At 39.2% G+C, this 23,125-nt stretch carries 26 protein-coding genes; 17 read left to right on the top strand and 9 right to left on the bottom strand.

Annotated elements, in window-relative coordinates:
• Positions 1-65: 65 nt before the first annotated feature.
• The 3 genes from EFY79_RS06445 to EFY79_RS06435 form a co-directional block, all read right to left on the bottom strand.
• Positions 66-392 (bottom strand): Rieske (2Fe-2S) protein, encoded by a 327-nt coding sequence (locus tag EFY79_RS06445; RefSeq protein ID WP_123119866.1) that lies wholly within the window; start codon positions 390-392, stop codon positions 66-68.
• The gene (gene hflX, locus EFY79_RS06440) at positions 392-1,582 is read right to left on the bottom strand and encodes a GTPase HflX (protein WP_123119865.1); all 1,191 of its coding nucleotides are present in this window, start codon (positions 1,580-1,582) and stop codon (positions 392-394) included. Before hflX ends, EFY79_RS06445 begins: the two co-directional genes overlap by 1 nt.
• 113 nt (positions 1,583-1,695) lie before the next feature.
• Entirely contained in the window at positions 1,696-2,430 is a 735-nt protein-coding gene (locus EFY79_RS06435) for an outer membrane beta-barrel protein (RefSeq protein ID WP_158605164.1), read from the bottom strand.
• Between the two features lie 99 nt (positions 2,431-2,529).
• On the opposite strand from EFY79_RS06435, the gene gldC reads away from it, so the two are divergent.
• The 12 genes from gldC to murI all read left to right on the top strand — a co-directional run bounded on the left by gldC (position 2,530) and on the right by murI (position 13,340).
• Positions 2,530-2,871 (top strand): gliding motility protein GldC, encoded by a 342-nt coding sequence (gene gldC / locus EFY79_RS06430; RefSeq protein ID WP_123119863.1) that lies wholly within the window; start codon positions 2,530-2,532, stop codon positions 2,869-2,871.
• Positions 2,872-2,918: 47 nt separating this feature from the next.
• Positions 2,919-3,380 carry a GatB/YqeY domain-containing protein gene (locus EFY79_RS06425; protein ID WP_123119862.1) on the top strand — a complete coding sequence of 154 codons (462 nt, stop codon included), beginning with the start codon at positions 2,919-2,921 and terminating at the stop codon, positions 3,378-3,380.
• 33 nt (positions 3,381-3,413) lie between these two features.
• On the top strand, positions 3,414-3,953 hold the full coding sequence (locus EFY79_RS06420) for a CvpA family protein (protein WP_123119861.1): 540 nt from the start codon (positions 3,414-3,416) through the stop codon (positions 3,951-3,953).
• 91 nt (positions 3,954-4,044) lie between these two features.
• Positions 4,045-4,824, top strand: coding sequence for an alpha/beta fold hydrolase (locus EFY79_RS06415; protein ID WP_123119860.1), 780 nt, complete (start codon positions 4,045-4,047; stop codon positions 4,822-4,824).
• A 53-nt stretch (positions 4,825-4,877) separates the two neighbouring features.
• The gene (locus EFY79_RS06410) at positions 4,878-5,540 is read left to right on the top strand and encodes a CBS domain-containing protein (RefSeq protein WP_123119859.1); all 663 of its coding nucleotides are present in this window, start codon (positions 4,878-4,880) and stop codon (positions 5,538-5,540) included.
• A gap of 143 nt (positions 5,541-5,683) precedes the next feature.
• On the top strand, positions 5,684-6,559 hold the full coding sequence (locus EFY79_RS06405; RefSeq protein WP_123119858.1) for an NAD kinase: 876 nt from the start codon (positions 5,684-5,686) through the stop codon (positions 6,557-6,559).
• Positions 6,560-6,632: 73 nt separating this feature from the next.
• Positions 6,633-7,475, top strand: a complete 843-nt coding sequence (gene porG / locus EFY79_RS06400; RefSeq protein ID WP_123120051.1) for a type IX secretion system protein PorG — start codon at positions 6,633-6,635, stop codon at positions 7,473-7,475.
• An 84-nt stretch (positions 7,476-7,559) separates the two neighbouring features.
• On the top strand, positions 7,560-8,297 hold the full coding sequence (locus EFY79_RS06395; RefSeq protein WP_123120050.1) for an isoprenyl transferase: 738 nt from the start codon (positions 7,560-7,562) through the stop codon (positions 8,295-8,297).
• 102 nt (positions 8,298-8,399) lie between these two features.
• Positions 8,400-11,222 (top strand): BamA/OMP85 family outer membrane protein, encoded by a 2,823-nt coding sequence (locus EFY79_RS06390; protein ID WP_123119857.1) that lies wholly within the window; start codon positions 8,400-8,402, stop codon positions 11,220-11,222.
• A gap of 108 nt (positions 11,223-11,330) precedes the next feature.
• The gene (locus EFY79_RS06385) at positions 11,331-11,843 is read left to right on the top strand and encodes an OmpH family outer membrane protein (protein WP_123120049.1); all 513 of its coding nucleotides are present in this window, start codon (positions 11,331-11,333) and stop codon (positions 11,841-11,843) included.
• Positions 11,844-11,918: 75 nt separating this feature from the next.
• The gene (locus EFY79_RS06380; protein ID WP_123119856.1) at positions 11,919-12,455 is read left to right on the top strand and encodes an OmpH family outer membrane protein; all 537 of its coding nucleotides are present in this window, start codon (positions 11,919-11,921) and stop codon (positions 12,453-12,455) included.
• A 63-nt stretch (positions 12,456-12,518) separates the two neighbouring features.
• Positions 12,519-13,340, top strand: a complete 822-nt coding sequence (gene murI / locus EFY79_RS06375) for a glutamate racemase (protein ID WP_123119855.1) — start codon at positions 12,519-12,521, stop codon at positions 13,338-13,340.
• A 15-nt stretch (positions 13,341-13,355) separates the two neighbouring features.
• On the opposite strand, the gene EFY79_RS06370 is transcribed toward murI, so the two are convergent.
• Positions 13,356-14,465 carry a PA0069 family radical SAM protein gene (locus tag EFY79_RS06370; protein WP_123119854.1) on the bottom strand — a complete coding sequence of 370 codons (1,110 nt, stop codon included), beginning with the start codon at positions 14,463-14,465 and terminating at the stop codon, positions 13,356-13,358.
• Positions 14,466-14,517: 52 nt separating this feature from the next.
• Positions 14,518-15,156, bottom strand: coding sequence for a 2'-5' RNA ligase family protein (locus EFY79_RS06365; RefSeq protein ID WP_123120048.1), 639 nt, complete (start codon positions 15,154-15,156; stop codon positions 14,518-14,520).
• A 71-nt stretch (positions 15,157-15,227) separates the two neighbouring features.
• On the opposite strand from EFY79_RS06365, the gene EFY79_RS06360 reads away from it, so the two are divergent.
• The 5 genes from EFY79_RS06360 to rnpA all read left to right on the top strand — a co-directional run bounded on the left by EFY79_RS06360 (position 15,228) and on the right by rnpA (position 19,799).
• Positions 15,228-15,662 carry a LexA family protein gene (locus EFY79_RS06360; RefSeq protein ID WP_123119853.1) on the top strand — a complete coding sequence of 145 codons (435 nt, stop codon included), beginning with the start codon at positions 15,228-15,230 and terminating at the stop codon, positions 15,660-15,662.
• 24 nt (positions 15,663-15,686) lie between these two features.
• Positions 15,687-16,967 (top strand): Y-family DNA polymerase, encoded by a 1,281-nt coding sequence (locus tag EFY79_RS06355; RefSeq protein ID WP_123119852.1) that lies wholly within the window; start codon positions 15,687-15,689, stop codon positions 16,965-16,967.
• Between the two features lie 393 nt (positions 16,968-17,360).
• Positions 17,361-18,914: a hypothetical protein gene (locus tag EFY79_RS06350; RefSeq protein WP_123120047.1), complete on the top strand. Its 1,554-nt coding sequence runs from the start codon at positions 17,361-17,363 to the stop codon at positions 18,912-18,914.
• Positions 18,915-19,145: 231 nt separating this feature from the next.
• Positions 19,146-19,313, top strand: a complete 168-nt coding sequence (gene rpmH, locus EFY79_RS06345; RefSeq protein ID WP_123119851.1) for a 50S ribosomal protein L34 — start codon at positions 19,146-19,148, stop codon at positions 19,311-19,313.
• Positions 19,314-19,409: 96 nt separating this feature from the next.
• On the top strand, positions 19,410-19,799 hold the full coding sequence (gene rnpA / locus EFY79_RS06340) for a ribonuclease P protein component (protein ID WP_123119850.1): 390 nt from the start codon (positions 19,410-19,412) through the stop codon (positions 19,797-19,799).
• Positions 19,800-19,839: 40 nt separating this feature from the next.
• On the opposite strand, the gene EFY79_RS06335 is transcribed toward rnpA, so the two are convergent.
• The 4 genes from EFY79_RS06335 to EFY79_RS06320 form a co-directional block, all read right to left on the bottom strand.
• Positions 19,840-20,604 carry a YoaK family protein gene (locus EFY79_RS06335; protein WP_123119849.1) on the bottom strand — a complete coding sequence of 255 codons (765 nt, stop codon included), beginning with the start codon at positions 20,602-20,604 and terminating at the stop codon, positions 19,840-19,842.
• Between the two features lie 27 nt (positions 20,605-20,631).
• Positions 20,632-21,861, bottom strand: a complete 1,230-nt coding sequence (locus EFY79_RS06330; protein WP_123119848.1) for an MFS transporter — start codon at positions 21,859-21,861, stop codon at positions 20,632-20,634.
• A 78-nt stretch (positions 21,862-21,939) separates the two neighbouring features.
• Complete coding sequence (locus EFY79_RS06325) at positions 21,940-22,125, bottom strand: hypothetical protein (protein WP_123119847.1); 186 nt, start codon at positions 22,123-22,125, stop codon at positions 21,940-21,942.
• A 51-nt stretch (positions 22,126-22,176) separates the two neighbouring features.
• Positions 22,177-23,022, bottom strand: a complete 846-nt coding sequence (locus EFY79_RS06320; protein WP_123119846.1) for an MBL fold metallo-hydrolase — start codon at positions 23,020-23,022, stop codon at positions 22,177-22,179.
• Positions 23,023-23,125 lie beyond the last annotated feature (103 nt).

Below are 23,125 nucleotides of genomic sequence, written 5' to 3'. Positions count from 1 at the left end.
AATGACAGCTTGCAAAGGTACTAAATTGTGCTTTTTATTGATGAGCCAAGCGATATTTATCATTATTATAACCTGAGGAAGAGCCCTTCTGCAGTTTGCTCTATGGTATAGATTTTTAAAAAATACCCTTCTCCATCAGCATCTCTTCCCGAGTTTATTGAAAACCGGTAACCATGAACAGGACATATTACATTTCCTTTTTGATCCAAAGCGCCTTCAGAAAGATCGCCGCCGGCATGAGGGCACCTGGCGGAAAAGGCTCTTAATTCAGCGCCTGATTTGGCAATACAAATTTTCTTCTGTCCTGCCATTATCGTTGCAATTTTATTTTCTGCAAATGATAATTCATCAATAGTCCCTGCAATTTTTACCCGCTTAGTGTCGTTTTCCATCAATAAAAAAATTCTGCCTTGTAGGGATATTTTTGCTGATATAAATTACGAACCTGGTTCAAAACTATTTGTCTCAACTCTTTAATGTTCGTTTTTTCGGTTGCTGAAATAAAAACACAATTGCCATTCGTTTGGGCTTTCCATCTTTCTTTCAGCTCGTACAGAAGCTGCTCTTTTACCTCTTCAGGCAGCCATTGATCAAACGTATTTTTTTCATATTGATCCATTTTGTTGAACACAGTGATTAGTGGTTTATCAAAGCTTTTGAGTTCCTGCAGCGTTTTATTTACTACGGCTATTTGCTCCTCATATTTTGGGTGCGAAATGTCTACTACATGCAGCAAAACATCCGCCTCACGCACTTCATCGAGCGTACTTTTAAAACTTTCGATAAGATGATGGGGCAATTTCCTGATAAAGCCGACTGTATCACTCAACAAAAAAGGAGTGTGGCCCAAAACCACTTTCCGCGTGGTAGTATCAAGTGTAGCAAACAATTTATTTTCAGCAAAAACGTCGCTCTTACTGAGCAAATTCATTATAGTTGACTTGCCCACATTGGTGTAGCCTACCAGCGCCACCCTTATAAATTCACCGCGATCTTTTCTTTGGGTGAACGATTGTTTGTCAATTGCCTCCAATCTTTTGCGCAGCAAACTTATCTTGTCTTTTACAATTCTTCGGTCGGTTTCAATTTCGGTTTCACCAGGCCCGCGGCTCCCGATTCCTGCACCTTGCCTTTCGAGGTGTTTCCACATCCCTTTCAGGCGGGGCAAAATATATTGATATTGCGCCAGCTCAACCTGCACTTTTGCCTGGGCTGTTTGAGCGCGGGAAGCAAAAATGTCAAGGATTAAATCACTTCTGTCGATAACGGCTATATTGAGCTCTTTTTCAATATTAGATATCTGTGACCCGGTAAGCTCATCATCAAAGATTACAATATCTGTTTTTTTTTGAAGGGTAAAGTCTTTTATTTCCTGCAACTTTCCCTTGCCGACAAAAGTACGGCTGTCAGGATGATCCAGCTTTTGGATAAATTTTTTAATCGTTACCGCTCCGGCAGTTTCTGCCAGGAATTCCAATTCTTCCAGGTATTCGTTTACCTCCTGTTCCTGCTGACCTCTTTGAATAACCGCTACAAGAACCACGTTGATTAAATCGGTATAATTTATTTTTTTTTCTATCAAAAGAAAATTTTTTTGAACAACAAAAATAGTCTATCCTGTTTTTAAATACATTTTCAGAAAAGACAGGAAGAAGATAAGGAATAAAATAAAAATTGGGGTTATTTGTTTATTTACTACAGTCCGCTGATAGTAAGGCCAACCTGGTATAGTTTGATAGCCGGGCCTGCCCCGTCTTTTAAAAACCTGTTGAGCTGGTATGAACCAAACAGCGAAAATACGCCGTAACCTACCCTTGCCGTAGCCATAAAATGAGTGCCGTTAATAAACCGCTTGCTGCTTTCTTTCTCGGTATATGAATTAAGGGCAGTGCCTGCAGAGCTTAATAAAGTTTTCCCTTTAGTATGAACGTTTAAAAGTGTGCCCGCCTTCAATCCTACAGCGGCTTTGAAGCTTTTGTTGGGTTCAGCCGGCCTGGAAGTGAAGCGGAATTCAAGAGGAACTTCCAAGAAAGTAGAGGCTAATTTGTATTTCTTAAAATGATTAGCTGAATCAAGCGGGGTAAAAGGCAGCAAACCGGGCGCGGCCTTCAGATCCACATTCATTTTTTTAAAATAAATATTGCTGGTGCTGATGCCAAGCCCAATGCCAAGGCTCATTTTAGGTGAATTTTTAAATGGCTTATTTAACATCACGTAGGCATTAAATCCTCTTGAAAGGCCTTTTTGATGGCTGCTGATGCTATCCGGCATTCCTGACCAATGGTCACTGGATAATTGCAGCATAAAATGGTCGCCTGCGCGGCTTTTAAAATCGATCTTATTGCTTTTTGTAGCAGAGTGCGTAGTATCCTGCGCAAAACCAAGAAAAAAAAACAAAGAGCCAATTACTACAAAAACAATTTTTTTCATACGCATAATTAAGTTGGCAAATGTATTTGTTACATGGTTAAAGAAAGGTTAAATACAAGTGGGTATTCATAAGCAATAGTATTAAATTTGCAGCCACTTATGACAGAATCAAATATCAACATCAATGTGGGGCTGGACGAGGGAAAGGTGCCTCAGAATATTACCTGGAGCGCCTCCTCCAGCACAGCAGAAGAACCTCAATATGCCAAGGCCATGTTCTTAGCATTTTGGGATGCGATAGACAAAAGCGCCCTGAGAATTGACTTATGGACAAAAGATATGATGACCGATGAAATGGCAGATTTTTTTTACCAGGTGCTCTTTACGATGGGCGATACTTTCCAAAGAGCCACAGGACGAAAAGACCTTTCGGAAGAATTAAAAAAGTTTGCCACCGACTTTCACAAAAAATATGTTGATAAAGAAAATGCTGTTCAGTAAACGAATGTTTATTGTGTTTTTTTATTTCATTAATTAATTCACTTACTATGTCTTTAGAAGAAAAAGTAATGGCAGATTTGAAAACTGCTATGTTAGCCAAAGATGAGAAAGCATTACGCGGCCTGAGGGCCATTAAATCCGCCATCATTAATGCCAAAACGGCTGAAGGCGCCGGGGGGAAAATTAAAGAAGAAGATGAGACCAAATTATTGCAAAAGCTGGTAAAACAAAGAAAAGACTCCCTGGAAATTTTTGAAAAACAAAACAGGAAAGATTTGGCTTCTAAAGAAAGAGAAGAGATTGAAGTAATCGAAAAATTTTTACCCAAACAATTGGACGAGTCTGAGTTAAGAAGCATCATTTCACAAATAGTAAACGACTCGGGAGCTTCCACGCCTGCGGATATGGGAAAAGTGATGGGCCTGGCCAACAAACAACTGGCCGGAAAAGCAGACGGCAAAACCATCGCTGGTATTGTAAAGGAAATACTGTCCGGGACGGCAGGCTAAAAGCAAAAGGCTAAAAGCTAAAAGCTTCAAAATATGATAATAGATTCTGCATTTTTGATAATCATGGCAGTTGCTGTTTTCAGGGGCTTTTCAAAAGGGTTCGTTGTTGGTATCTTTTCACTTTTTGCAGTAATTATCGGGTTGGCGGCAGCGCTAAAGCTTTCATCTGTTATAGCTCAGCATCTCGGGGATTCTTCCGGTATTACCGGCAAATGGATGCCTTTTGTTGCTTTTTCATTGGTTTTTCTGGTAGTCATTCTTTTAGTAAACCTTGGTGCGCGGCTTATCAAAAAAACAGTAAGCCTTGCCATGTTAGGCTGGCTCGACAGGCTGGCCGGAGTTTTACTTTATATAATAATCTATACAATTATTTTCAGTGTGCTCTTATTTTTTGCAGAAAAAATGATATTGTTAAACCCAGAGCAGGTAAAGGATTCAAAGGTTTATGACTTCGTGGCGCCATGGGGCCCCGCCGTGATAAATAACCTTGGAAAAATAATTCCGCCCTTCAAAGATATGTTTGCCCACCTTCAATCTTTCTTCCAAAACATAGCTGAAAAATTAGCAGCCTGAAAATCTTTATAAATATTATTACCTGTTTTTTTCAATAGAAACATTTATTTTAGCAATAATTAATAGGTATTAAAATTGCATCGAAAAATTCATGGAATATCAATTACATCAAGAAGGGAAGTTTAAATTTTTGGAAGAAGGAGAAGGTGAGCCGTTACTTTTATTGCATGGACTATTTGGGGCATTAAGTAATTTTTCACACCTGGTAGAATATTTCAGAAAAACACATAAAGTGATTGTTCCGATGCTGCCTCTTTTCGATTTGGATTTGTTGCATACCACCGTGGGCGGCCTTCAAAAATTTGTGAAAAGATTTGTAGAGCAAAGAAATTATGAGCATATTCATTTGCTGGGAAATTCGCTGGGAGGGCATGTAGCTCTTGTGTATGTATTAAAAAATCCGGAAAGAGTAAGGTCGCTGATTTTGACAGGCAGCTCCGGGCTATTTGAGAATGGCATGGGTGATAGTTATCCCAAAAGAGGGGATAAAGAATATATTCGTAAAAAGACGCAGCTTACTTTTTATGATCCTGCTATGGCGACCGACGAATTAGTGGATGAATGTTTTGAAATTACCAACAACCGGCTTAAAGTAATTAAAATTATCTCTTTGGCAAAATCCGCTATCCGCAATAATCTTGGAAGCGAATTAAACCAGATTAGTCAGCCGACCTGCCTCATCTGGGGAAATAATGATACTATCACTCCCCCGTTTGTGGCAAGAGAATTTAACAAACTCATCCCTAACAGCGAGCTTCACTTCATTGATAAGTGCGGCCATGCCCCAATGATGGAAGTGCCTGATGAATTCAACAGGATACTGAATGCCTTTCTTTCAAAATTAAAAATTCCTGCTGCAACGATTATCTAATTTATCTTGTCTTTTACAATGAAAGATAGCGGTAACATCTAAAATTGTAAGCTATGACTACGCTCCAACTTGCAGACAATATTTTCCCGGTAATGAAATTGAAGGATTCTGTTGAGACTACTTTACAGCTTATGAATGATCATAAAACTTCACATCTCCCGGTAGCAGCCGACGACAGGTTTTTAGGATTGATAAGCGAAGACGATTTAGAAGATGAAGCCAATAAAGACACCACGCTCGACGCTTACCAGGATAGCTTCAATACAGCCGCTATCAACGAAAGATTTCATTTTTTAAAAGCGGCTTCCGTGTTTAACTTGTATCATAGCAATGTAATACCTGTAGTAAATGACAGCAATGAATTGACCGGTACCATCTCCGCAAAGGCATTGCTGGCTGAAATGGCTAATTTTTGTGGAGCATCGGAATATGGCGCCATGGTAGTTTTAGATATCGAACGCAGCCGCTTTGCTATCTCTGAAATAAACTCCATCATTGAAAGCGATGGCGCAACTATTATGCATTTGAATGTTTCTCCGCATCCCGTGCCCGGTTTAATCCAGGTAACCATCCAGATAAACAAGAAAGAGATTGCCACCATCATTGCCACATTCGAAAGATATGATTATGCAGTGTCTTATTATTCCGGTGAAGAATTATTTGAAAACGAATTGAATGTGAATTACAACAATTTAATGAACTACCTGAATGTATAAATCCTAATCATTTAGAAGTAAAGCAACAAATAGATCCTTTTTTTATTTCTACTTAAATGTCCTTCTGACGTGTTAACTCAAAAGCGGTTACTTTTACAAAAAATTATTGAGGATTCAGTATTTTGAATCTAACATAAATCAAAATGCGAATAGCCATCTATAGCCGCGGGTTAGAATCAGCACAATTGGAAGGATTAAAAGTGCTCCTTACCGAATTTTCACACTATGATATTGAACCTGTTATTTTCCAGGATTTTTTCAACTTGTTTTACAGTTCCATCAACCTTAAAAATAAATATTCAACTTTCAATTGCTCGCAGGATCTTGATGAAACAGATTTTATGATCAGCCTTGGCGGCGATGGCACCTTGCTTGATGCGGTTACGTTTGTGGGAGATAAAGGCATTCCTATTCTCGGAATTAATTATGGCAGACTTGGGTTTTTGGCTAGTATTGGAAAGCATGAGATTGGTTCGGCGCTGGAAGCGCTAGTAAAAAGGACCTTTGTATTGGATAAAAGATCGTTGGTGCACCTTGATGCAAATATGCCCTTGTTTGGCGGCGTATGTTATGCGCTGAATGAATTTACGATTCATAAAAAGGATACCTCACCAATGATAAAAATCCATACCTATCTGAATGGAGAATTCCTAAACACCTATTGGTCTGATGGGCTTATCGTTGCCACACCCACTGGCTCTACAGGCTATTCATTAAGTTGCAACGGGCCTGTAGTATTTCCTGAAGCGGCCAGTTTTATTATTACGCCGGTTTCTCCTCACAACTTAAACATCAGGCCCCTGGTAATTCCGGATGATTCTATTATTTCATTTGAGGTAGAGGGAAGAACCGATGGCTTTTTATGTACGCTTGACAGCAGGCGTGAAATTGCCTCTAAAGACGTGCTGCTGGCTATACGCAAAGAAGTTTTCAGTATCAACCTGGTAAGATTAAACGAAACAAATTTTCTCCAAACCTTAAGAAACAAATTGTCGTGGGGACTTGATAAACGCAATTAAGAAATTTTAACGTTATAGGTTATCAATTACTTCTTATTTGTTATTTTTAGTTGTTTATTTTGTTCCGGAAATTATGAAAAAGCTTATCTTCTTTTTATTAACCACAATTGCCTTTTCCTTGCAGGGTTTTAGTCAGATGAATGAATATGTACAGGAAGGCGAATTTGGAATCACGGCCGGTGTTGCCCATTATTTTGGTGATTTAAACAACCGCTCAAGGATTAACCGCCCGAAGCTTGCAATCGGTGGATTTATAAGAAAACAATTTGGAAATTATTCTGCGGTAAGGCTTTCAGGGCATTTTGCCAGGTTGGGCTACAGTGATGTTTACAGTTCCAATGAATATGACCTGAGGAGAAACCTCAGTTTCAATACCAATATATTTGAACTGGCTTTACAGGGCGATTTCAACTTTTTTAAATTTAATCCTGCTGACCCTGACTATGCCTTTACCCCTTATGCCACACTGGGAATTGGCATTTTCAATTATAACCCTTATGCCTATTACAAAAATCAAAAGGTTTTTTTGAGGCCATTACACACAGAAGGGCAAACGTTTTATAAAAACAGGAAAGAATATGGAAGCATGGCATTATGCTTTCCTATCGGCTTTGGAGTGAAATATGCTCTTAACGACAGAATTAATGTATCATTTGAAATTACTCACCGCTTTACTACTACTGATTATTTAGATGATGTAAGTACGACCTATGTGGGTGCAGATAAATTTCCATCCACTTCCGGTGGAAAATCAATAGCGGGCATTATGCAGGACAGATCCTTTGAAGTAGGCACTCCTATTGGCATTGAAGGCCGGCAGCGTGGTTTTAGCAAGCAAAAAGATCAGTATACAATAGCCGAGGTTGGCATTTCTTTCAATATTACCTCTTACCGCTGCCCAACTGCTAATCCATAAAATATTTTTTAAGGAATTCTGATTCACAATTTCTTACTTTTGTTTGCCAGTTTAAAGGATACCTGGCTTCCCTTTTTCGAAAAGATGAGTTTAAAAGAAAAATTGATACCCGAAAGACTTCCGAGGCACATCGCTATTATTATGGATGGAAACGGCCGCTGGGCAAAAGAAAAAGGGAAAGACAGATTATTTGGCCACTATAACGGCGTGGAAAGCGTAAGAAATATTGTGGAAGGCTGTGCGGAATTGGGCATCGAATACCTGACTCTTTATGCTTTTAGTACTGAAAATTGGGACAGGCCCAAAGACGAAGTAACCGGCTTAATGGAATTATTGGTAAAAACAATTCGCAATGAAGTAGCCACCCTTAATAAAAATAATATCCGCCTTCATGTTATCGGCAATATAAGTTTGCTGCCCCAGGATGCTCACGAAGAGTTAGCTGAAGCCTGCGAAGAAACAAAAAATAATACCGGCCTTAACCTGGTAATGGCGCTAAGCTATAGCAGCAGGTGGGAAATTTTAAACACCGTAAAAAATATAGCGAATGAAGTAAAAAATGGTTCGCTAAAGCCGGGGGAAATCACAGAAGAAGTTTTTCAACAACATTTATGCACCGCGGGATTTCCGGATCCGGAATTAATGATCAGGACAAGCGGCGAATACAGGATTAGTAATTTCTTATTATACCAGCTTGCCTACTCAGAACTCTATTTTACCGAAACTTTATGGCCCGATTTCAGGAAAGAAAATCTTTATACCGCCTTGTTAGATTATCAAATGCGCGAAAGAAGATTTGGCAAAATCAGCGAACAGTTATGACTAACCCGCTTTCCTCCTACGTTGAGCCTTTCAAATGCTAACTGATTTAACAAAAACTTTTAATAATTGAAATTATCTTGCCGCCCTATTAAAATCGATTTAATGCACACGATCTACAAGATCTTCTTCTTGATAGCTATCTTTTTTACTGCCAGAAATACAGCTTACACCCAGGTTACACAAGATTCTCTTCCCCGCGCAACTCAAAATAAAGACTCTATTCCTTCTGTTAAAGATTCTGTTTCTTCTGTTTCATCTACAAAAGATACAGTGCCAAGTTCGGTAAATGTGGAACTCGAAAATATTTTTAATGCTAAAGCTCCAAAACAATACACAATATCGCATATCACCGTAACAGGCACTACTTTCGATCCTAATCTGATTATATCCATCTCCGGGCTCACAGTTGGCGGAAAAGTAATCCTTCCGGGAAGTGATGATTTTGCCAATGCCATTACCAATTTATGGAAGCAGAATCTTGTGTCTGATGTTGAAATTTATCTTACTGATTTAAAGGGCAGCGATCTCTCTATCGAGATTCATGTAACTGACAGGCCGGTACTTTCCAACTTTAAATTCAAAGGAATTTCCAAAACAGAATCCGACGACCTCAGTAAAAAGCTCGATATTAAAAAAGGCAGGGTAACCAGGGTTACCGAAGGATTTAAAGTGTCTGCCATCACTACCATCAAAAAATTCTTTATCGACAAGGGTTTTAGAAATGTAGAGGTTACAATCAGTGAATCGAAAGATACCAAAGCCACTAATGCTGTGAATCTCCTTTTCATCGTAGACAAAAATGGCAAAGTAAGAATCAACAATATATTCTTTGCAGGCAATCATAAAGTACCTGATCTGAAACTTAAAAAACAGATGAAAGGCACGAAGGAAAAAAGCCGGTTGACTTTATTTCCGGGAACAGCTTATAATGTTTACGATTCTTCCAAAACCAACTACCTGCCCTTTAATCAATACATCCGGGAAAACGGGTTTTTGTTTCCATCCAAAACAAAAGAAGTTCTGGATCCATATGTGCGCTTTAAATTTTTAAGCTCTTCCAAGTTTAACGAGAAGAAATACGTGGAAGACAAAAATAAAATTCTGGACTATTACAATTCGCTTGGATACCGCGATGCAACCATTGTTGCTGACACTACTTATAATGACCATGGCGATTTGGATGTGGCCATAAAGCTAACCGAAGGCCCGCGGTATTATTTTGGCAATATCACGTGGAAAGGAAATACAAAATATCCGGATTCTATTTTGAATCTTATCCTTGGCATTAAAAAAGGAGATGTGTATAATGCCGAAACGCTTAATAAAAAACTGGGAGTTACGCCTTCGCCCGAAGGAGGAGATATTTCAAGCTTATACCAGGACGATGGCTATCTTTTTTTCCACGTTACTCCGGTAGAAACTGCAGTTTATAATGATACCATTGACCACGAAATCAGAATTGTAGAAGGGCCCCAGGCCACTATAGGCAAGATAGGCATCAGCGGAAATGACAAAACGAAAGAGTATGTTATCCGCAGGGAATTAAGGACTATTCCCGGTGAAAAATTCAGCCGTGAAAAGATAATCAGAACGCAACGTGAACTTTCGCAATTAGGATATTTTGATGCTGAAAAAATTTCTCCCGGTATCGTGCCCCATCCTGAAAACGGAACCGTTGATATTACCTGGAATGTAGTGGAAAAATCATCTGACCAGTTAGAACTTTCAGCAGGATTTGGTGGCGGCATCGGCCTCACAGGAACCCTTGGCGTTACGTTTAACAACTTTTCCATTTATAATATATTCAATAAAAAAGCATGGGATCCTTTGCCCGTGGGCGATGGCCAAAAGCTAAGCTTACGCGGCCAGAGTAATGGCCGGCAATTCCGTTCGTATAATTTTTCTTTCACTGAGCCGTGGCTGGGTGGCAAAAAAAGAAATCCGTTCTCAATCGGGTATTATGATACCAAGTACGCAAACGCTTATGACCCTTATACCGGTTATTATAATCGCGACTATGCAGATTCTTCTTATATAAAAAATACAGGCATCAGCGTGTCGCTTGGTAAACAATTGCGGTGGCCAGACGATTTCTTTTCATTGGTTTATCAGTTAAACTACCAGCGTTATAAACTTAAAAATTATAATATTTTTCCTGGTTTGTTAAACGGCGTTTCTAACAACATTAGCTTTAAAATTACTTTGGCAAGAAGTTCCGCCGGACCGAACCCAATTTTCCCCACCAGCGGATCTAATTTTATTTTAAGTACAGAATTGACGCCGCCCTATTCACTCTTCAGAAAAGGTGAGGAGCTAAGTAAAACTGACCAGTATAAATGGGTAGAATATCATAAAGAGCGGTTTACCGCCCAATGGTATGTTCCTATTGGCCAGGGTCGCGGAGAAAATAAAGACAAACAATTTATTTTATACGCCGCTGCGAAGTATGGATTTTTGGGCAGATACAATTCCGCAGCTCCGCTTTCTCCTTTTGGGCGTTTCCAGTTAGGGGATGCAGGCTTAAGCAACAACTATGGTTTGCTGGGCTATGATATTATAGCACACAGAGGCTATCCTGTTTATGATAATTCTAACCCAAAAGTTAACCCGGATCTGAGCCAAGCCAGAGACTTTTTTACTATATTCAATAAATATACATTGGAGATGAGGTATCCGTTCAGCACCAGCGCAAGTAGCACCATATACGGACTTGCGTTTTTTGAAGCTGCTAACGGCTGGTTTAGCTTTAAAGATTATAATCCGTTTAAATTGCGCAGATCTGTCGGGTTGGGTATGCGGTTTTATCTTCCCATGTTTGGCTTGCTGGGTTTTGATTATGGAATCGGGCTCGATAGGATAAACCCGGGCACCGGACTAAAAGGCGCCGCTAAATTTACCTTCATGCTTGGCCAGGAGCCTGAATAAATCAAACCAGCAATAAATTTCGCATCAAAAATAAAAGCATATTATTTGTCCGTTTACTGTACTTTGAATTCAAAAAACGGAAATAATTTTTTAAAGAATACCTATTGTATGAAAAAGTTACTTTTTATTGGAATATTTATTTTAGCTACTGGTTTAAGCAGCTTCGCCCAGCGCTATGCCGTCATTGACTCAAAATATATTCTCGACAAAATGCCTGAATATACTGAGGCCCAACAAAAGCTTGATCAATTCAGCAAAATGTGGCAGCAGGAAATAGATCAAAAATCAGCAGAACTGGATAAAATGTATAAAGACTATGACGCTGAAAAAGTAATGCTTAGCGATGATTTAAAGAAAAAACGCGAAGACGAAATTTTTAACAAAGAAAAAGCGCTCAGAGATCTTCAGCGTCAAAGATTTGGTTACCAGGGAGATCTTTTTAAGAAGAGGGAAGAATTAATAAAGCCTATACAGGATAAGATTTATAATGCTATTCAAAAATTAGCGGTCGCCAAATTATATGATTTCATTTTAGATAAAAGTGATGGAATTACTGTTATATTTGCCGACCCAAAACTGGACAAGAGCGATGATGTGCTGAAAGAATTGGGTGTTAAATAAATGTAAAACAAGATATCGCGTGCAGCCGAAAGTAAAATTTTAAACACTATATAAAAACAAACCACAAAAACAAAAATGAAAAAATTTCTAACGTTCCTTTTTATTTCCGCCGGAATATTCGGAATTTCAATGACGACTAACGCTCAAAAGATTGGATATATTAGCGCTGATGAAATTATTCAGTTAATGCCTGAAGCAGCTACTGTGCAAAGTCAACTTGATCAATACCAGCAATCTCTTTATCAGAATGCGCAGGAAAAGCAACAGGCCCTGAACGATGCCATTCAAAAATTTTTAAAAGATTCAGCCACGCTCAGCGCCAGCATGAAAGAAGTACGAAGAAATGATCTTCAGAAACAACAGCAGGAGCTTGCCGGTGAAAGCCAGAGAATCCAGGATCTGTTTGCACAAAAAAGACAGGAACTTTCAGCTCCTATTCAAAAGAAATTGCAGGATGCTATTGAAGCCGTAGCCAAAGAAAATAGCTACACTTATATTATGCCAAAAGAAGCTTTGATTGTAATGCCTCCGGGAAATGACATCGGTCCGTTGGTAATTAAAAAGCTGGGTTTAAAACAACCAGCCGCTACCGCAGCTCCAGCAAAGCCATAAATAATTAATATTTTTATTTTAAGAAGCCACCCAATTAAACGGGTGGCTTCTTACTTTTGACAAATGATGACAGCTCCGATTGGCGTTTTCGACTCAGGATATGGTGGACTGACCGTTTTGAAAGAAATAAAACATCGTCTCCCGGAATATGATTTTATTTACCTGGGCGATAATGCCAGAACGCCTTATGGCACACGCTCTTTCGAAACAGTTTATGAATACACGATCGAATGTGTGAAATGGCTTTTTTTAAAAGGCTGCCCGCTGATTATTCTTGCATGCAACACAGCCTCTGCAAAGGCATTAAGAACCATCCAGCTGAAATATCTTCCTGGTTATAATGCCCAAAAAAGAGTACTCGGAGTGATAAGGCCAACTGCTGAAATAATTGGCAATTATTCAAAAACGAAAAAAATCGGAGTGCTTGGAACGAAGGGTACTGTCAAGTCAGATTCTTATCCTATTGAAATAAAAAAGTTTTTTCCTCAAGCAGAAATTTTCCAGCATGCCTGCCCAATGTGGGTGCCTTTGGTAGAAAACAATGAATATGATTCTGAAGGCGCCGATTATTTTATCCAAAAAGATTTGAATAGTTTGCTTAACACCGATCCCGGAATAGACACCGTTCTATTGGCTTGCACGCATTATCCATTGTTATTAAATAAAATAAAAACCTATTTGCCCGCGGATTACCAGGTAATTTCCCAGGGCAAGATAGTGGCTGATAGCCTTGCAGACTATTTGGAACGCCATCCCGAAATAAAAGACAAATGCAGCAAAACCGGGCAACTGCAATTTTATACTACTGACTCAGCGCCTGACTTTGACCAACATTCCCAAATATTTTTTGGAACAAAGGTGAATTCACAGCATGTGGATTTGTAGAATACTTTCAAAGATTTAAAATAATTTCCCCTGCTCTCCCGGCCTTCTGAAATCGGTAGTATTCATTTCCCATCTGTCTTCATTCATGTGATAGAGTTTACCATATTTTTTATATTGCTGGCTGACCAGGTCGGCGATATTTCCTTCACCCCTCATGCGCAGGCCCCAGCGGGTATCGTTCACTTTTCCATTATGGCTTCCCTCTATCAAATGCCACACCTTATCAGCACGGTCAGGAAAATTTTTATACAACCAATCATGGAACAAAAATTTGATAGCGCCATTTAACCGTATAAAAGTGTATGCAGTAAATTTTGCCCCCGCATCACTTGCTTCCTTCATAATCCGTTGCATCTCATGTTCATTCAGCCCGGGAATCATCGGTCCCATCATCACGCCCATACGAATGCCGGCATTGCTCAATTCCTCAATTACTTTCAAACGTTGCAATGCCGTTGCCGTTCTCGGCTCCATTACTCTGCGTAATCCTTCATTGAAGGAGGTGATAGAAACCATCGCCGTTACCAAATTTTTTTCAGCCATTTCCTGCAAAATGTCTTTGTCTTTGATGATCCATGAATTTTTAGTAAGAATTCCGACCGGCTGATTAAACTTATTGCAAACCTCAAGCAGCCCTCGGGTTAATCTATACTTTTGTTCTGCCGGCTGATAACAATCCGTATTGCCACTTAACATGATCGGGTGCGATTCCCATTTTGAATTCATGAAAGTTTTTTGAAGCACCTGCGGTGCGTTTACTTTTACGATAATCTTTCTTTCAAAATCCAGCCCGGCGCTGTAGCCCCAGTATTCATGAACATTGCGCGCATAACAATAAATGCATCCATGCTCGCAACCTGCATAAGGATTCATGCTATACATCATTCCCAGGTCAGGACTTTCTACTTTGTTTACAATACTTTTTACCTGCTGTTCCAAATATTGCGTGGCTACGTTTCCATTGTCCCATTCATCAATTGCTTCAATTTCTTCTTTTACTTCCTGGTTTTTAAGAAAGCGGTTTGCTGTATTAAATTGTGCGCCGCGGCCTGATAAATATTCTTCACTTTCCTCGGGTTTTTGACGCGACACTTTGAAATGATCGTGTTTTAATTCTTTTTTCATCTTCTTTTGTCGTTTTACACGTAATGATTTTTTCTAAAAAAGCATCGGGTGTTTATGCAAATAATTCACCCTGTTTTGTGCCCGGTAAATTGATAAAATTGAATTGCATCACGTTTTGATATTTTCCTGGTATAATCTTCCCATCCGGTTGAATGGCCAGCGGTCTTCTCAAAAGAGACATACTTTCTGCGAAAAAATTGGCGGTGAAATGTTTATGTTGATATTCGTTCCAGCTCTGCTCATATTGCCATGGCAATAAGCTTCTTCCGACGGTAAGGCGAGGATTATCTATAAAATGTGGCTTTTTTTCTTTGTTCAAAGTCATTAACTGCCGTGCCGCTGTTAATTCCTTAACAAGATTTCGGATTTGTTGTTTTGATTCAATGTTTATAAATACGGTATGGCTGGGGAAACTTCCATAATCTTTCAAGCTCACTCTAAACGGACGATAACCCATTGCGATATTATCCAAACGATTTAGCAGCCGATTTTCTACCATTTTAAATTGTAAAAAGTTGACTAATGTAACATGTGGATAAGAATACTTTGCCTGTGGAATTTTAAACTTTCCGGAAAATTCTTCTTTAACCTGCAAAACTTTCGCATTTACATTTGTGTTCGGTTTTAATATTAACAAGTATTCGCAAAAAGGACAGCGGTATATACCCGCATGTAAGGATGGATGGTTCATAGATTTAAATTTTTGTATTAAAATATTTAGCATAAATTTACTAAAATTTTTAGTACAACAAATATTTTTTTATGGACGCCAATAAATTATACTATTCCGCTTACAGCGGCACCAAAAGATTTTCTCAGCAAAACATACACAGCACCAACGCAACTGGTTTTAGCGCGGCTGCTGATGATTATATGGAACGGGGTATTGATTTAAACGAAGAACTAATCAGGAACAAGCCGGCAACTTTTTTTATGCGTGTAAACAGCAATGTCATGAAAGAAGCTGGGATTTATAAAGAAGATGTCGTAGTGGTTGACCGCTCATTAAAAGCGGCTACCGGCAAGGTAATTATCGCTGTACTTAATGGTGAACTGCTTATTCGCCGGTTTGAGAAAAATAATAATAAGATAAGGCTGCTGGCCGATTCCAATAAACTGGCGCCGATAAATATTGATGCTACGTGTGAAGATTTTGCTATTTGGGGAGTGGTTACTTATGTAATTCATAAACCTTAAATCAGTAAATCATTTTTAAAAAACATGAAAGCGATCGTTGACTGCAACAGTTTTTATTGTTCCTGCGAAAGGGTTTTCCGGCCTGATCTTATTCAAAAGCCGGTAGTAGTGTTAAGCAACAATGATGGCTGCATCATTTCCAGGAGCGATGAAGCAAAAAAACTGGGTGTAGAAATGGCAGGCCCTTTTTTTATGGCCAAAGATATAATTGAGAAACACCAGGTAGCTACCTTTTCATCGAATTATAATTTATATGGCGATATGAGCTACCGGGTAATGGAAACTTTAAAAAAGCTTTGCGGCGAAAAAAATGTAGAAGTGTATTCGGTGGATGAGGCTTTTTTGGATGTGAGCATGGTTGACAAAAATTTTCTTAATGAACATGCCTTACACCTAAGAAAAACAGTGGAGCAGTGGACAGGAGTTTCCGTTTCTGTTGGCATTGCCCCTACAAAAACGCTGGCAAAAATTGCCAATCATCTTGCAAAAAAAAATAAAGCTGACACCAATTGTATTTATACGCTTCAAGATCAAAACCTGATAAAGAAAGTATTGAAGGAAACAAGTATCAGCGAACTCTGGGGCGTCGGAAGGGCCTATGCCCAAAAACTGGCCAATTGGGGAATCACTAACGCCTGGCAATTGAGTAACATGTCGGAAGAATGGGCGCGTACGCACATGGGCGGCGTAGTAGGAATAAGGCTTATCAAAGAATTAAGAGGAATACCTTGTATAGAATTGGGAAAAGAACTGGTAATAAAAAAAATGATAGCGACCACGCGTATGTTTGGCAAAAATGTCACAAAGCTTTCCGATATACAGGAAGCCGTTTCTACGTATACTTCCAGGGCGGCAGAAAAGCTCAGAAGGCAAAATTCCGTTGCCTCTGCCATCCAGGTATTTATGGTAGCCAAAGAGCAAAACCCTTCCGTAAATTTTAGTCATGGCGCTACCATAAGTGCGTATGCTACCTTGCCTGTAGCCACCTCTGTTACCAACGAATTAATTATCCCTGCTTTAAAGATGGTTACCCAACTTTATGAACCTGGCCGGGTTTATAAAAAAGCAGGTGTAATGCTCAGTGGTCTTGTCCCCGAAAATTGTATTCAAACTAATTTATTTCAACCTGCGGATTCCGCAAACAAGCGATTATTAATGAATACTTTGGATAACATCAATTTCAGCATGAGAGATGATGTGATAAAATTTGCTTCATCAGGAATTAATACAGATTGGAAAATGAGACGCGAATTCCGCTCGCCACGATATACCAGCCGCTGGAAAGAATTGGCAAAAGTGGATTGAATGATGAAATAAAAATAGGGAGAATTTGCCTGTTTACTGTATCCAATGAAACGCATTATACTTCCGGTAAAGTATTTTTGCTGCCTCATAAAATGTTTAAAAATATTTATTGGTTAAAAAAACAAGTCCCCCTGTAGAGAACAGGGGGGCTTTTTAACGTATTGCTTGATATGAGACTCTTAAATTAAATTTGCGCTGACATACAGCTTGAAGAAAAAATAGTGAAATTTGTCACCATTTCGGATAAGCCATTTTATTAACTTATTTCTGAAACAAATTTACAACGGATTCGCTTTTCAATATAATAAACTTAAAAGGCAAAATATTATTGCATAGACAACTTTTATTTTTCAAACTGTTTGCAGTTAAGCATTACAGCGAAAACACTTAATGATGCCCAATCAATTTTCAGACACCTTATTCCAGTTGGTACACTCTCTTGAAAAAGCAGAAAAAAGGCATTTTAAACTTTATATCAAAAGAAGTTCGTCCAAACAAGACCTTAAAATCATTCGCCTTTTTGATGCCATTGATAAACTGCCTGAATATGATGAAAAAGGTCTTTTAAAATCATTAAAAGATATTTCGAAATCACAACTGGCCAATTTGAAGGCGCATTTGCACAAACAATTGCTTGCCAGCCTGCGATTGCTTAAAACTAACGAAAACATTGACCTGAAGCTGAGTGAACACTTAGATAACGCCCGGCTTTTGTATAATAAAGGGTTGAAAATCCAAAGCTTGCATATTCTTGAAAAAGCTAAAGAAATGGCCCGAACTAACCAGAAAATGAATTTCCTGGTGCAGGCGGTTTCTTTGGAGAAAAAAATTGAAACGCTCCACATTACCCGGAGTTCGGTTGATAAAACTTTGCTCCTTGCCGAGGAATCGCTCCAGATTAGCGGCCATATTGACCGGGTAACCAAATTATCTAACCTGGCGTTGCTTCTTTATAGATGGTACATACAAAACGGGCATGCCCGTAACGTGGAAGATGAGAAAGACATCAGGGCTTTTTTCAAAGATAATTTGCCAGCCGATAGCCATGCTATTAATGGGTTTTACGAAAAATTATATTTATTTCAGAGCTATTGCTGGTATGCTTTTATAAGGCAGGATTTTTTGATGTATTACCGCTACAGCCAAAAATGGATAGGCCTCTATGATGAAAATAAAAATATGATTTCGGTAGAAACCGGCCATTACATCAAGGGCATGCATAACCTGCTGAACGCGCATTTTGATTTAAGAAATTTTAAAGCCTTTCAAAAAACACTCGACCAGTTTGAAGCTTTTGCGCAAACACCCGCAGCAAGGCAGCATGATAATTTCCGGACGCATACCTCCATCTACATCAACAGCGCACGCATCAACCAGTTTTTGATGAAGGGAGATTTTCGCGAGGGAATCAAAATTGTTCCGGAGGTAGAAGCGAAATTGAAAGAATACGAATTGTTTGTGGATATGCATCGCATACTGGTTTTCAATTATAAATTCGCATCGCTTTATTTTGGCGCCGGCGAATACACAAGGGCAATTGATTATTTGCACAAAATAATTAATGACAACCACCAGGGCCTGCGCAATGATTTGCAATGTTATGCACGGCTGATGCATTTGATTTCGCATTATGAAATTGGCAACGAGGAAATATTAGAATCCCTTATCAAATCCGTATATCGGTTTTTTGCAAGAATGAAAAATTTAACCATCGTGGAAGAAGCGATTTTTACTTTTTTGCGCCATTCCTTTAAGGTCAAATCATCGTTGTTAAAGCCTGAACTGGAGCAGTTTCTGAAAAAAATCAAACATCTTGAAAAAAACCGTTTTGAAACCCGTTCGTTTGCCTACCTGGATGTAATTTCATGGGTGGAAAGCAAGGTGTACGATAAACCTATGGAAGAAATAATTCATGAAAAATATATGAAAAGCCGCCACAGAAGGTAAGTCTTTCATCAAAAAATACTATGGTTCGCCTTATTCCAAACCTTTACCGCAGGAAAAAGCTTTTAAGGCTTACATCTCTGCCAATTTTGAAATAATTAGCAAATTATAATTACCAGTATCTAAAAAAGTTAAAATCTTTTATTACTTTTGCAGCCCTTTCACAACCAGCAGGGATGGTGCCCGGCTGATAATGACAGAAACAATTTTTACTAAAAGGAAAAACATTTAACAATGCCAGGGAAAAAACGTACTTACCAGCCGCATAAGCGCCGCCGCAAAAGCGTTCACGGTTTCAGGGAGCGGATGTCAACTGCTAATGGACGTAAGGTTTTGGCAAGCCGCAGAAGAAAAGGGCGCCATAAACTGACCGTATCTGATGAACACGGAAGCAAAAAATAAAAAAATAAAATCGATATTTATATAATTTTGATAGCCCCATTTTCAGGGGCTATTTTTTTATCTTTAATTATATTTTAAACCTAACAATCGTATCTTATTACATCCAGGGCCACTTTTAAAAGAAAGGAAAAATTAAAAAGCAGAAAAACGATTCAAAAGCTTTTTAACGAAGGCAAATCATTCTCCAATTTTCCGATAAAGGCAATTTATTTACCGGTGGAAAAGCAGGATTTCGCCTTAAAAGCAGGCTTTGCCGTGAGCAGTAAAAATTTTAAGAAGGCAGTGGAACGAAATCGTGTTAAAAGATTGATGCGCGAAAGCTATCGTGTGCAAAAAAATTATTTATCAGAACAATTAATTTCCACCGGCCAGCAACTCGTTGTTTTTTTTATCTATACTTCTAAAGAATTGCCCGATTACCACCAGGTTTTTCAACAAATGCAAATCGTCTTAGAGCGAATCGGGAAGGCCATTGCTGCAAAATAAGAAATTGCAGTATTTGCCGGTTTACTGAGATTGGCATCATTTATCCTTCTTCTACTTCGTTACTTTGCAGATGCGGATGGCCGGGTTGCTTTACCACGATGAGCAAAACACTAATCACCAGAATTAAGGGAAGAAGGGGTAAAAATCGCGGCCGGTGAAACTCCATCCACCCTGTAAAAACAGCGGTGCCTGCATAAGCCATAAAAACAATGACTTGCAATTCGATTCTTTGCTCTAAAGTTTTTGGGCTGGGCACCGCGGGATTGGCTCTTTTTACTTTTTTGTTGAATCCGCTTTTTATTCCTTTAACCATACTCATGCCTATTGATGTAATGGTACCGGTAAGAAACGTGGTGATGATGCCGGGAATATTTAAGTGCCGAATAGTAGCGCTTTGAATCCCCATAGCCAATCCCGCCAAAATAATGGATACATACAACGCAAAACCACTAATCATTTTGCCCTCAAAAAACCAAATATATACCAGTATAAAAACGATGGTGGTTTCTATAGATAGGCTAATTGTAATATAATTGGACCAACCCTTTTTCGTATTTTCCACGATATAAGCGCCCATTAACGCTCCTGAAAAAAAACCGGCAAGCGCTGCTATCTGGTGGAACGAGGAAGCCGCATTTCCCTGCCCGATGGAAAGCCCCAGCAATACTGTATTACCCGTCATGTTCGCTGTAAAAACATTGCCAAGGCGGTAGTAGCTCATCACGTCTACGCTGCCGGCCACACACGTAAGAAGTACCAGCATTATTTCGAACCATACTGAATTTTTGCGGTTACTATTTTTCATGAACTTACTGATTGGAATACATCATAATTAATGGCTGTGTGTGTTGTTCTTTGTCGTTCTCTTAAATGCAGGAATAAAAGCCACCAACGTAATCATTCCTATCAAACCTTCTACCAAAATAGTAAAAGGCGCACTGGTAAGGTGAGCCAGCAAACCTGTAACAAGGCTGCCGATTGGAAGCATGCCTCCAAAAGCCATTACATAATAGCTTATCACCCGGCCCCGCATATTTTCATCCACATTCGTTTGCAAGTATGTATTGGTGGATGCGATAAAAGTAAGCAAACCCGCTTCGCCTACCATAATAAGGATGAAGGAAACCGGCAGGTAAGTAATATAGGAAAACAAAACAAGGCTGACGCAAAGAAGCAGCCCCGCGCCAATAATTACTTTTAATAAATTCTTTCCCGGCCTTAATCGCGCTACGTAAATAGCGCCCATCAGCGCGCCCAGGCCTGAAATAATATTGAGCCAGCTAAAGGTGGTAACGTCGCCTTTAAAAATATTTTTTGCATAAATAGGAAGCAAGGTGGTGTAAGGCATTATCAAAAAACTCATAATAGCCATCAGCAGGATAGCATGCTTTAAACCCGGATGTTGCCTTAAATAAGTAAATCCCTGGCCAAGATTTTTCCAGATTTTTTCTGTGTGCTTAATTTTTGCAGGTATTTTAATTTTCATTAAAAACAGGGTGGTAATCACAGCGATAAAACTCAAAAAATTAATAAGAAAGCAAATGCCTGTGCCAACCGTACTTAACAAAATGCCTGCCACCGCGGGGCCTACCAGCCGGGCCAGCGTTACCATGGTAGAATTCAGCGCGATGGCATTTGGCAAATCATTATTATTTTGAACAAGCACGATCATCAGCGATTGCCGCGAGGGTGCATCAAAAGCATTAATAATACCGAGCATTACGCTTAAAGCAATAATGGTAACTATAGTATAATGATTGGAAAGTACCGCAAAAGCCAGTAAGCCGGCCTGCAGCATCGAAGCAAACTGTGTAACTAAAAGCGTTTTGTAGCGGCTGTGCCTGTCAACATAAGCGCCTGCATAAGGCGATAAAAACATCATGGGAATGCGGCTGGCAAAAGCAACCAGGCCTAACATAAAGGCGGAATGAGTCATTTCAAAAACCAGCCAACTCACGGCTATTCTCTGCATCCAGGTGCCTATCAAAGAAATAGACTGCCCTCCCATATACAATTGAAAATTCCGGTATTGCAGCGCCCTGAGTGAAGGAGGTAATTTCATGAAATCATATTAAAAAAATACGGCTGCCGGTTTAAAAACATGGGCGCCGAAACGGAAAAGATGGCTTACCTGTGTGATTTATGGATGGCCTTCTTTTCTTGCGAGCTCTCCTTCATCTAAATCGGATAGGTTGTCTAAATTTAATTCCGGATCTTTTTCAATATCTTCTTCCGCCTGCTCAAACGCTTCTTCAGCTCTTTTATGCTCGTCTGTTTTCTTTATTTCAGAATCTTTCTTATGGGGTGTATGGTCTTTATCTTCCATAATTTTTCAAAAATTTAGGTATGAAATTAAGCATTAAATATTGTGCCATTATTATGCAAACTCAAAGGAGAGCTGCGTAGAACAAGATTTTTTTATCATTGCATATGTCGCTATTTTATGCGGCAAACGATCAGCACAAATCCGGAAGACGCTGGTTTCATTGTAGCGCGAAGCAACAATGATTTGAACGCTATCGGCATGAGCGTCAAAAATTTTCTGCACCAGCTCCGGCGAGTTATTATTTTTTGAAAGATGTGATAAAAGCAGATGGCTCATGAAGGGTGGCCGGTGGTGGATAAAAATGTCCAGCGCTTCGTGATTGCTCAAATGGCCCATGCCTCCCGATATTCTTTTCTTAAGATGGAAAGGATAATTTCCTCTTTGCAACATCTCTTCATCATAATTCGCTTCCAGGAAAGCCGCATGGCATTGTTTGAAATAATGGATCACATTTTTACATGCTTTACCAATATCCGTAAATATCCCTACAGCTACTTTTTCGCACTCAACTACAAAACTGTATGGGTCTGCCGCATCATGAAACTTAGGAAAAGCTACCACGGACAGATTGCCGATAAATACCGGCTCATGCGCCACAAAAACCTTTATCAACGTTTGATCAAACACCAGCCTTCCGTTTTGCATGGTTGATTCAGTAATATAGACGGGTAAGCAATATTTTTTTACCAGGCCGCATAATCCATAAATATGGTCAGAATGTTCGTGCGAAATAAAAACTGCTTTGATGTTTTCCATCAGCAATCCAAGCCGTTTCATTCTTTTTTCTACTTCGCGGCATGAAATGCCCACATCTACCAAAACAGCTTCGGTTTCATTTCCTACATAATAGCAATTGCCGTTGCTTCCGGAGTTAAGAGAAGTAATAAATAAAGACATTGGAGCAAAGGAAAGAATTTTGAAGTTTAAAAATAAATTCTTTTCGAATTTCGACCAATTTTGCTTGTTTCTTGAAATGAATCAAAAAAATGCCACCTTTAAA

The organism is Hanamia caeni, assembly GCF_003721595.1.
Classification (GTDB): Bacteria; Bacteroidota; Bacteroidia; order Chitinophagales; family Chitinophagaceae; genus Ginsengibacter; species Ginsengibacter caeni.
The sequence above is the reverse complement of the archived record's forward strand: the minus strand, read 5'-3'. Positions and strand labels throughout refer to the sequence as shown.

Bases quoted from the DNA above. Each gene is read 5' to 3' on its own strand.
- EFY79_RS06445 (WP_123119866.1), bottom strand. From the start codon at position 392: ATGGAAAACGACACTAAGCGGGTAAAAATTGCAGGGACTATTGATGAA.
- EFY79_RS06435 (WP_158605164.1), bottom strand. From the start codon at position 2,430: ATGAAAAAAATTGTTTTTGTAGTAATTGGCTCTTTGTTTTTTTTTCTT.
- gldC (WP_123119863.1), top strand. From the start codon at position 2,530: ATGACAGAATCAAATATCAACATCAATGTGGGGCTGGACGAGGGAAAG.
- EFY79_RS06425 (WP_123119862.1), top strand. From the start codon at position 2,919: ATGTCTTTAGAAGAAAAAGTAATGGCAGATTTGAAAACTGCTATGTTA.
- EFY79_RS06420 (WP_123119861.1), top strand. From the start codon at position 3,414: ATGATAATAGATTCTGCATTTTTGATAATCATGGCAGTTGCTGTTTTC.
- EFY79_RS06415 (WP_123119860.1), top strand. From the start codon at position 4,045: ATGGAATATCAATTACATCAAGAAGGGAAGTTTAAATTTTTGGAAGAA.
- EFY79_RS06410 (WP_123119859.1), top strand. From the start codon at position 4,878: ATGACTACGCTCCAACTTGCAGACAATATTTTCCCGGTAATGAAATTG.
- EFY79_RS06405 (WP_123119858.1), top strand. From the start codon at position 5,684: ATGCGAATAGCCATCTATAGCCGCGGGTTAGAATCAGCACAATTGGAA.
- porG (WP_123120051.1), top strand. From the start codon at position 6,633: ATGAAAAAGCTTATCTTCTTTTTATTAACCACAATTGCCTTTTCCTTG.
- EFY79_RS06395 (WP_123120050.1), top strand. From the start codon at position 7,560: ATGAGTTTAAAAGAAAAATTGATACCCGAAAGACTTCCGAGGCACATC.
- EFY79_RS06390 (WP_123119857.1), top strand. From the start codon at position 8,400: ATGCACACGATCTACAAGATCTTCTTCTTGATAGCTATCTTTTTTACT.
- EFY79_RS06385 (WP_123120049.1), top strand. From the start codon at position 11,331: ATGAAAAAGTTACTTTTTATTGGAATATTTATTTTAGCTACTGGTTTA.
- EFY79_RS06380 (WP_123119856.1), top strand. From the start codon at position 11,919: ATGAAAAAATTTCTAACGTTCCTTTTTATTTCCGCCGGAATATTCGGA.
- murI (WP_123119855.1), top strand. From the start codon at position 12,519: ATGATGACAGCTCCGATTGGCGTTTTCGACTCAGGATATGGTGGACTG.
- EFY79_RS06370 (WP_123119854.1), bottom strand. From the start codon at position 14,465: ATGAAAAAAGAATTAAAACACGATCATTTCAAAGTGTCGCGTCAAAAA.
- EFY79_RS06365 (WP_123120048.1), bottom strand. From the start codon at position 15,156: ATGAACCATCCATCCTTACATGCGGGTATATACCGCTGTCCTTTTTGC.
- EFY79_RS06360 (WP_123119853.1), top strand. From the start codon at position 15,228: ATGGACGCCAATAAATTATACTATTCCGCTTACAGCGGCACCAAAAGA.
- EFY79_RS06355 (WP_123119852.1), top strand. From the start codon at position 15,687: ATGAAAGCGATCGTTGACTGCAACAGTTTTTATTGTTCCTGCGAAAGG.
- EFY79_RS06350 (WP_123120047.1), top strand. From the start codon at position 17,361: ATGCCCAATCAATTTTCAGACACCTTATTCCAGTTGGTACACTCTCTT.
- rpmH (WP_123119851.1), top strand. From the start codon at position 19,146: ATGCCAGGGAAAAAACGTACTTACCAGCCGCATAAGCGCCGCCGCAAA.
- EFY79_RS06335 (WP_123119849.1), bottom strand. From the start codon at position 20,604: ATGAAAAATAGTAACCGCAAAAATTCAGTATGGTTCGAAATAATGCTG.
- EFY79_RS06330 (WP_123119848.1), bottom strand. From the start codon at position 21,861: ATGAAATTACCTCCTTCACTCAGGGCGCTGCAATACCGGAATTTTCAA.
- EFY79_RS06325 (WP_123119847.1), bottom strand. From the start codon at position 22,125: ATGGAAGATAAAGACCATACACCCCATAAGAAAGATTCTGAAATAAAG.
- EFY79_RS06320 (WP_123119846.1), bottom strand. From the start codon at position 23,022: ATGTCTTTATTTATTACTTCTCTTAACTCCGGAAGCAACGGCAATTGC.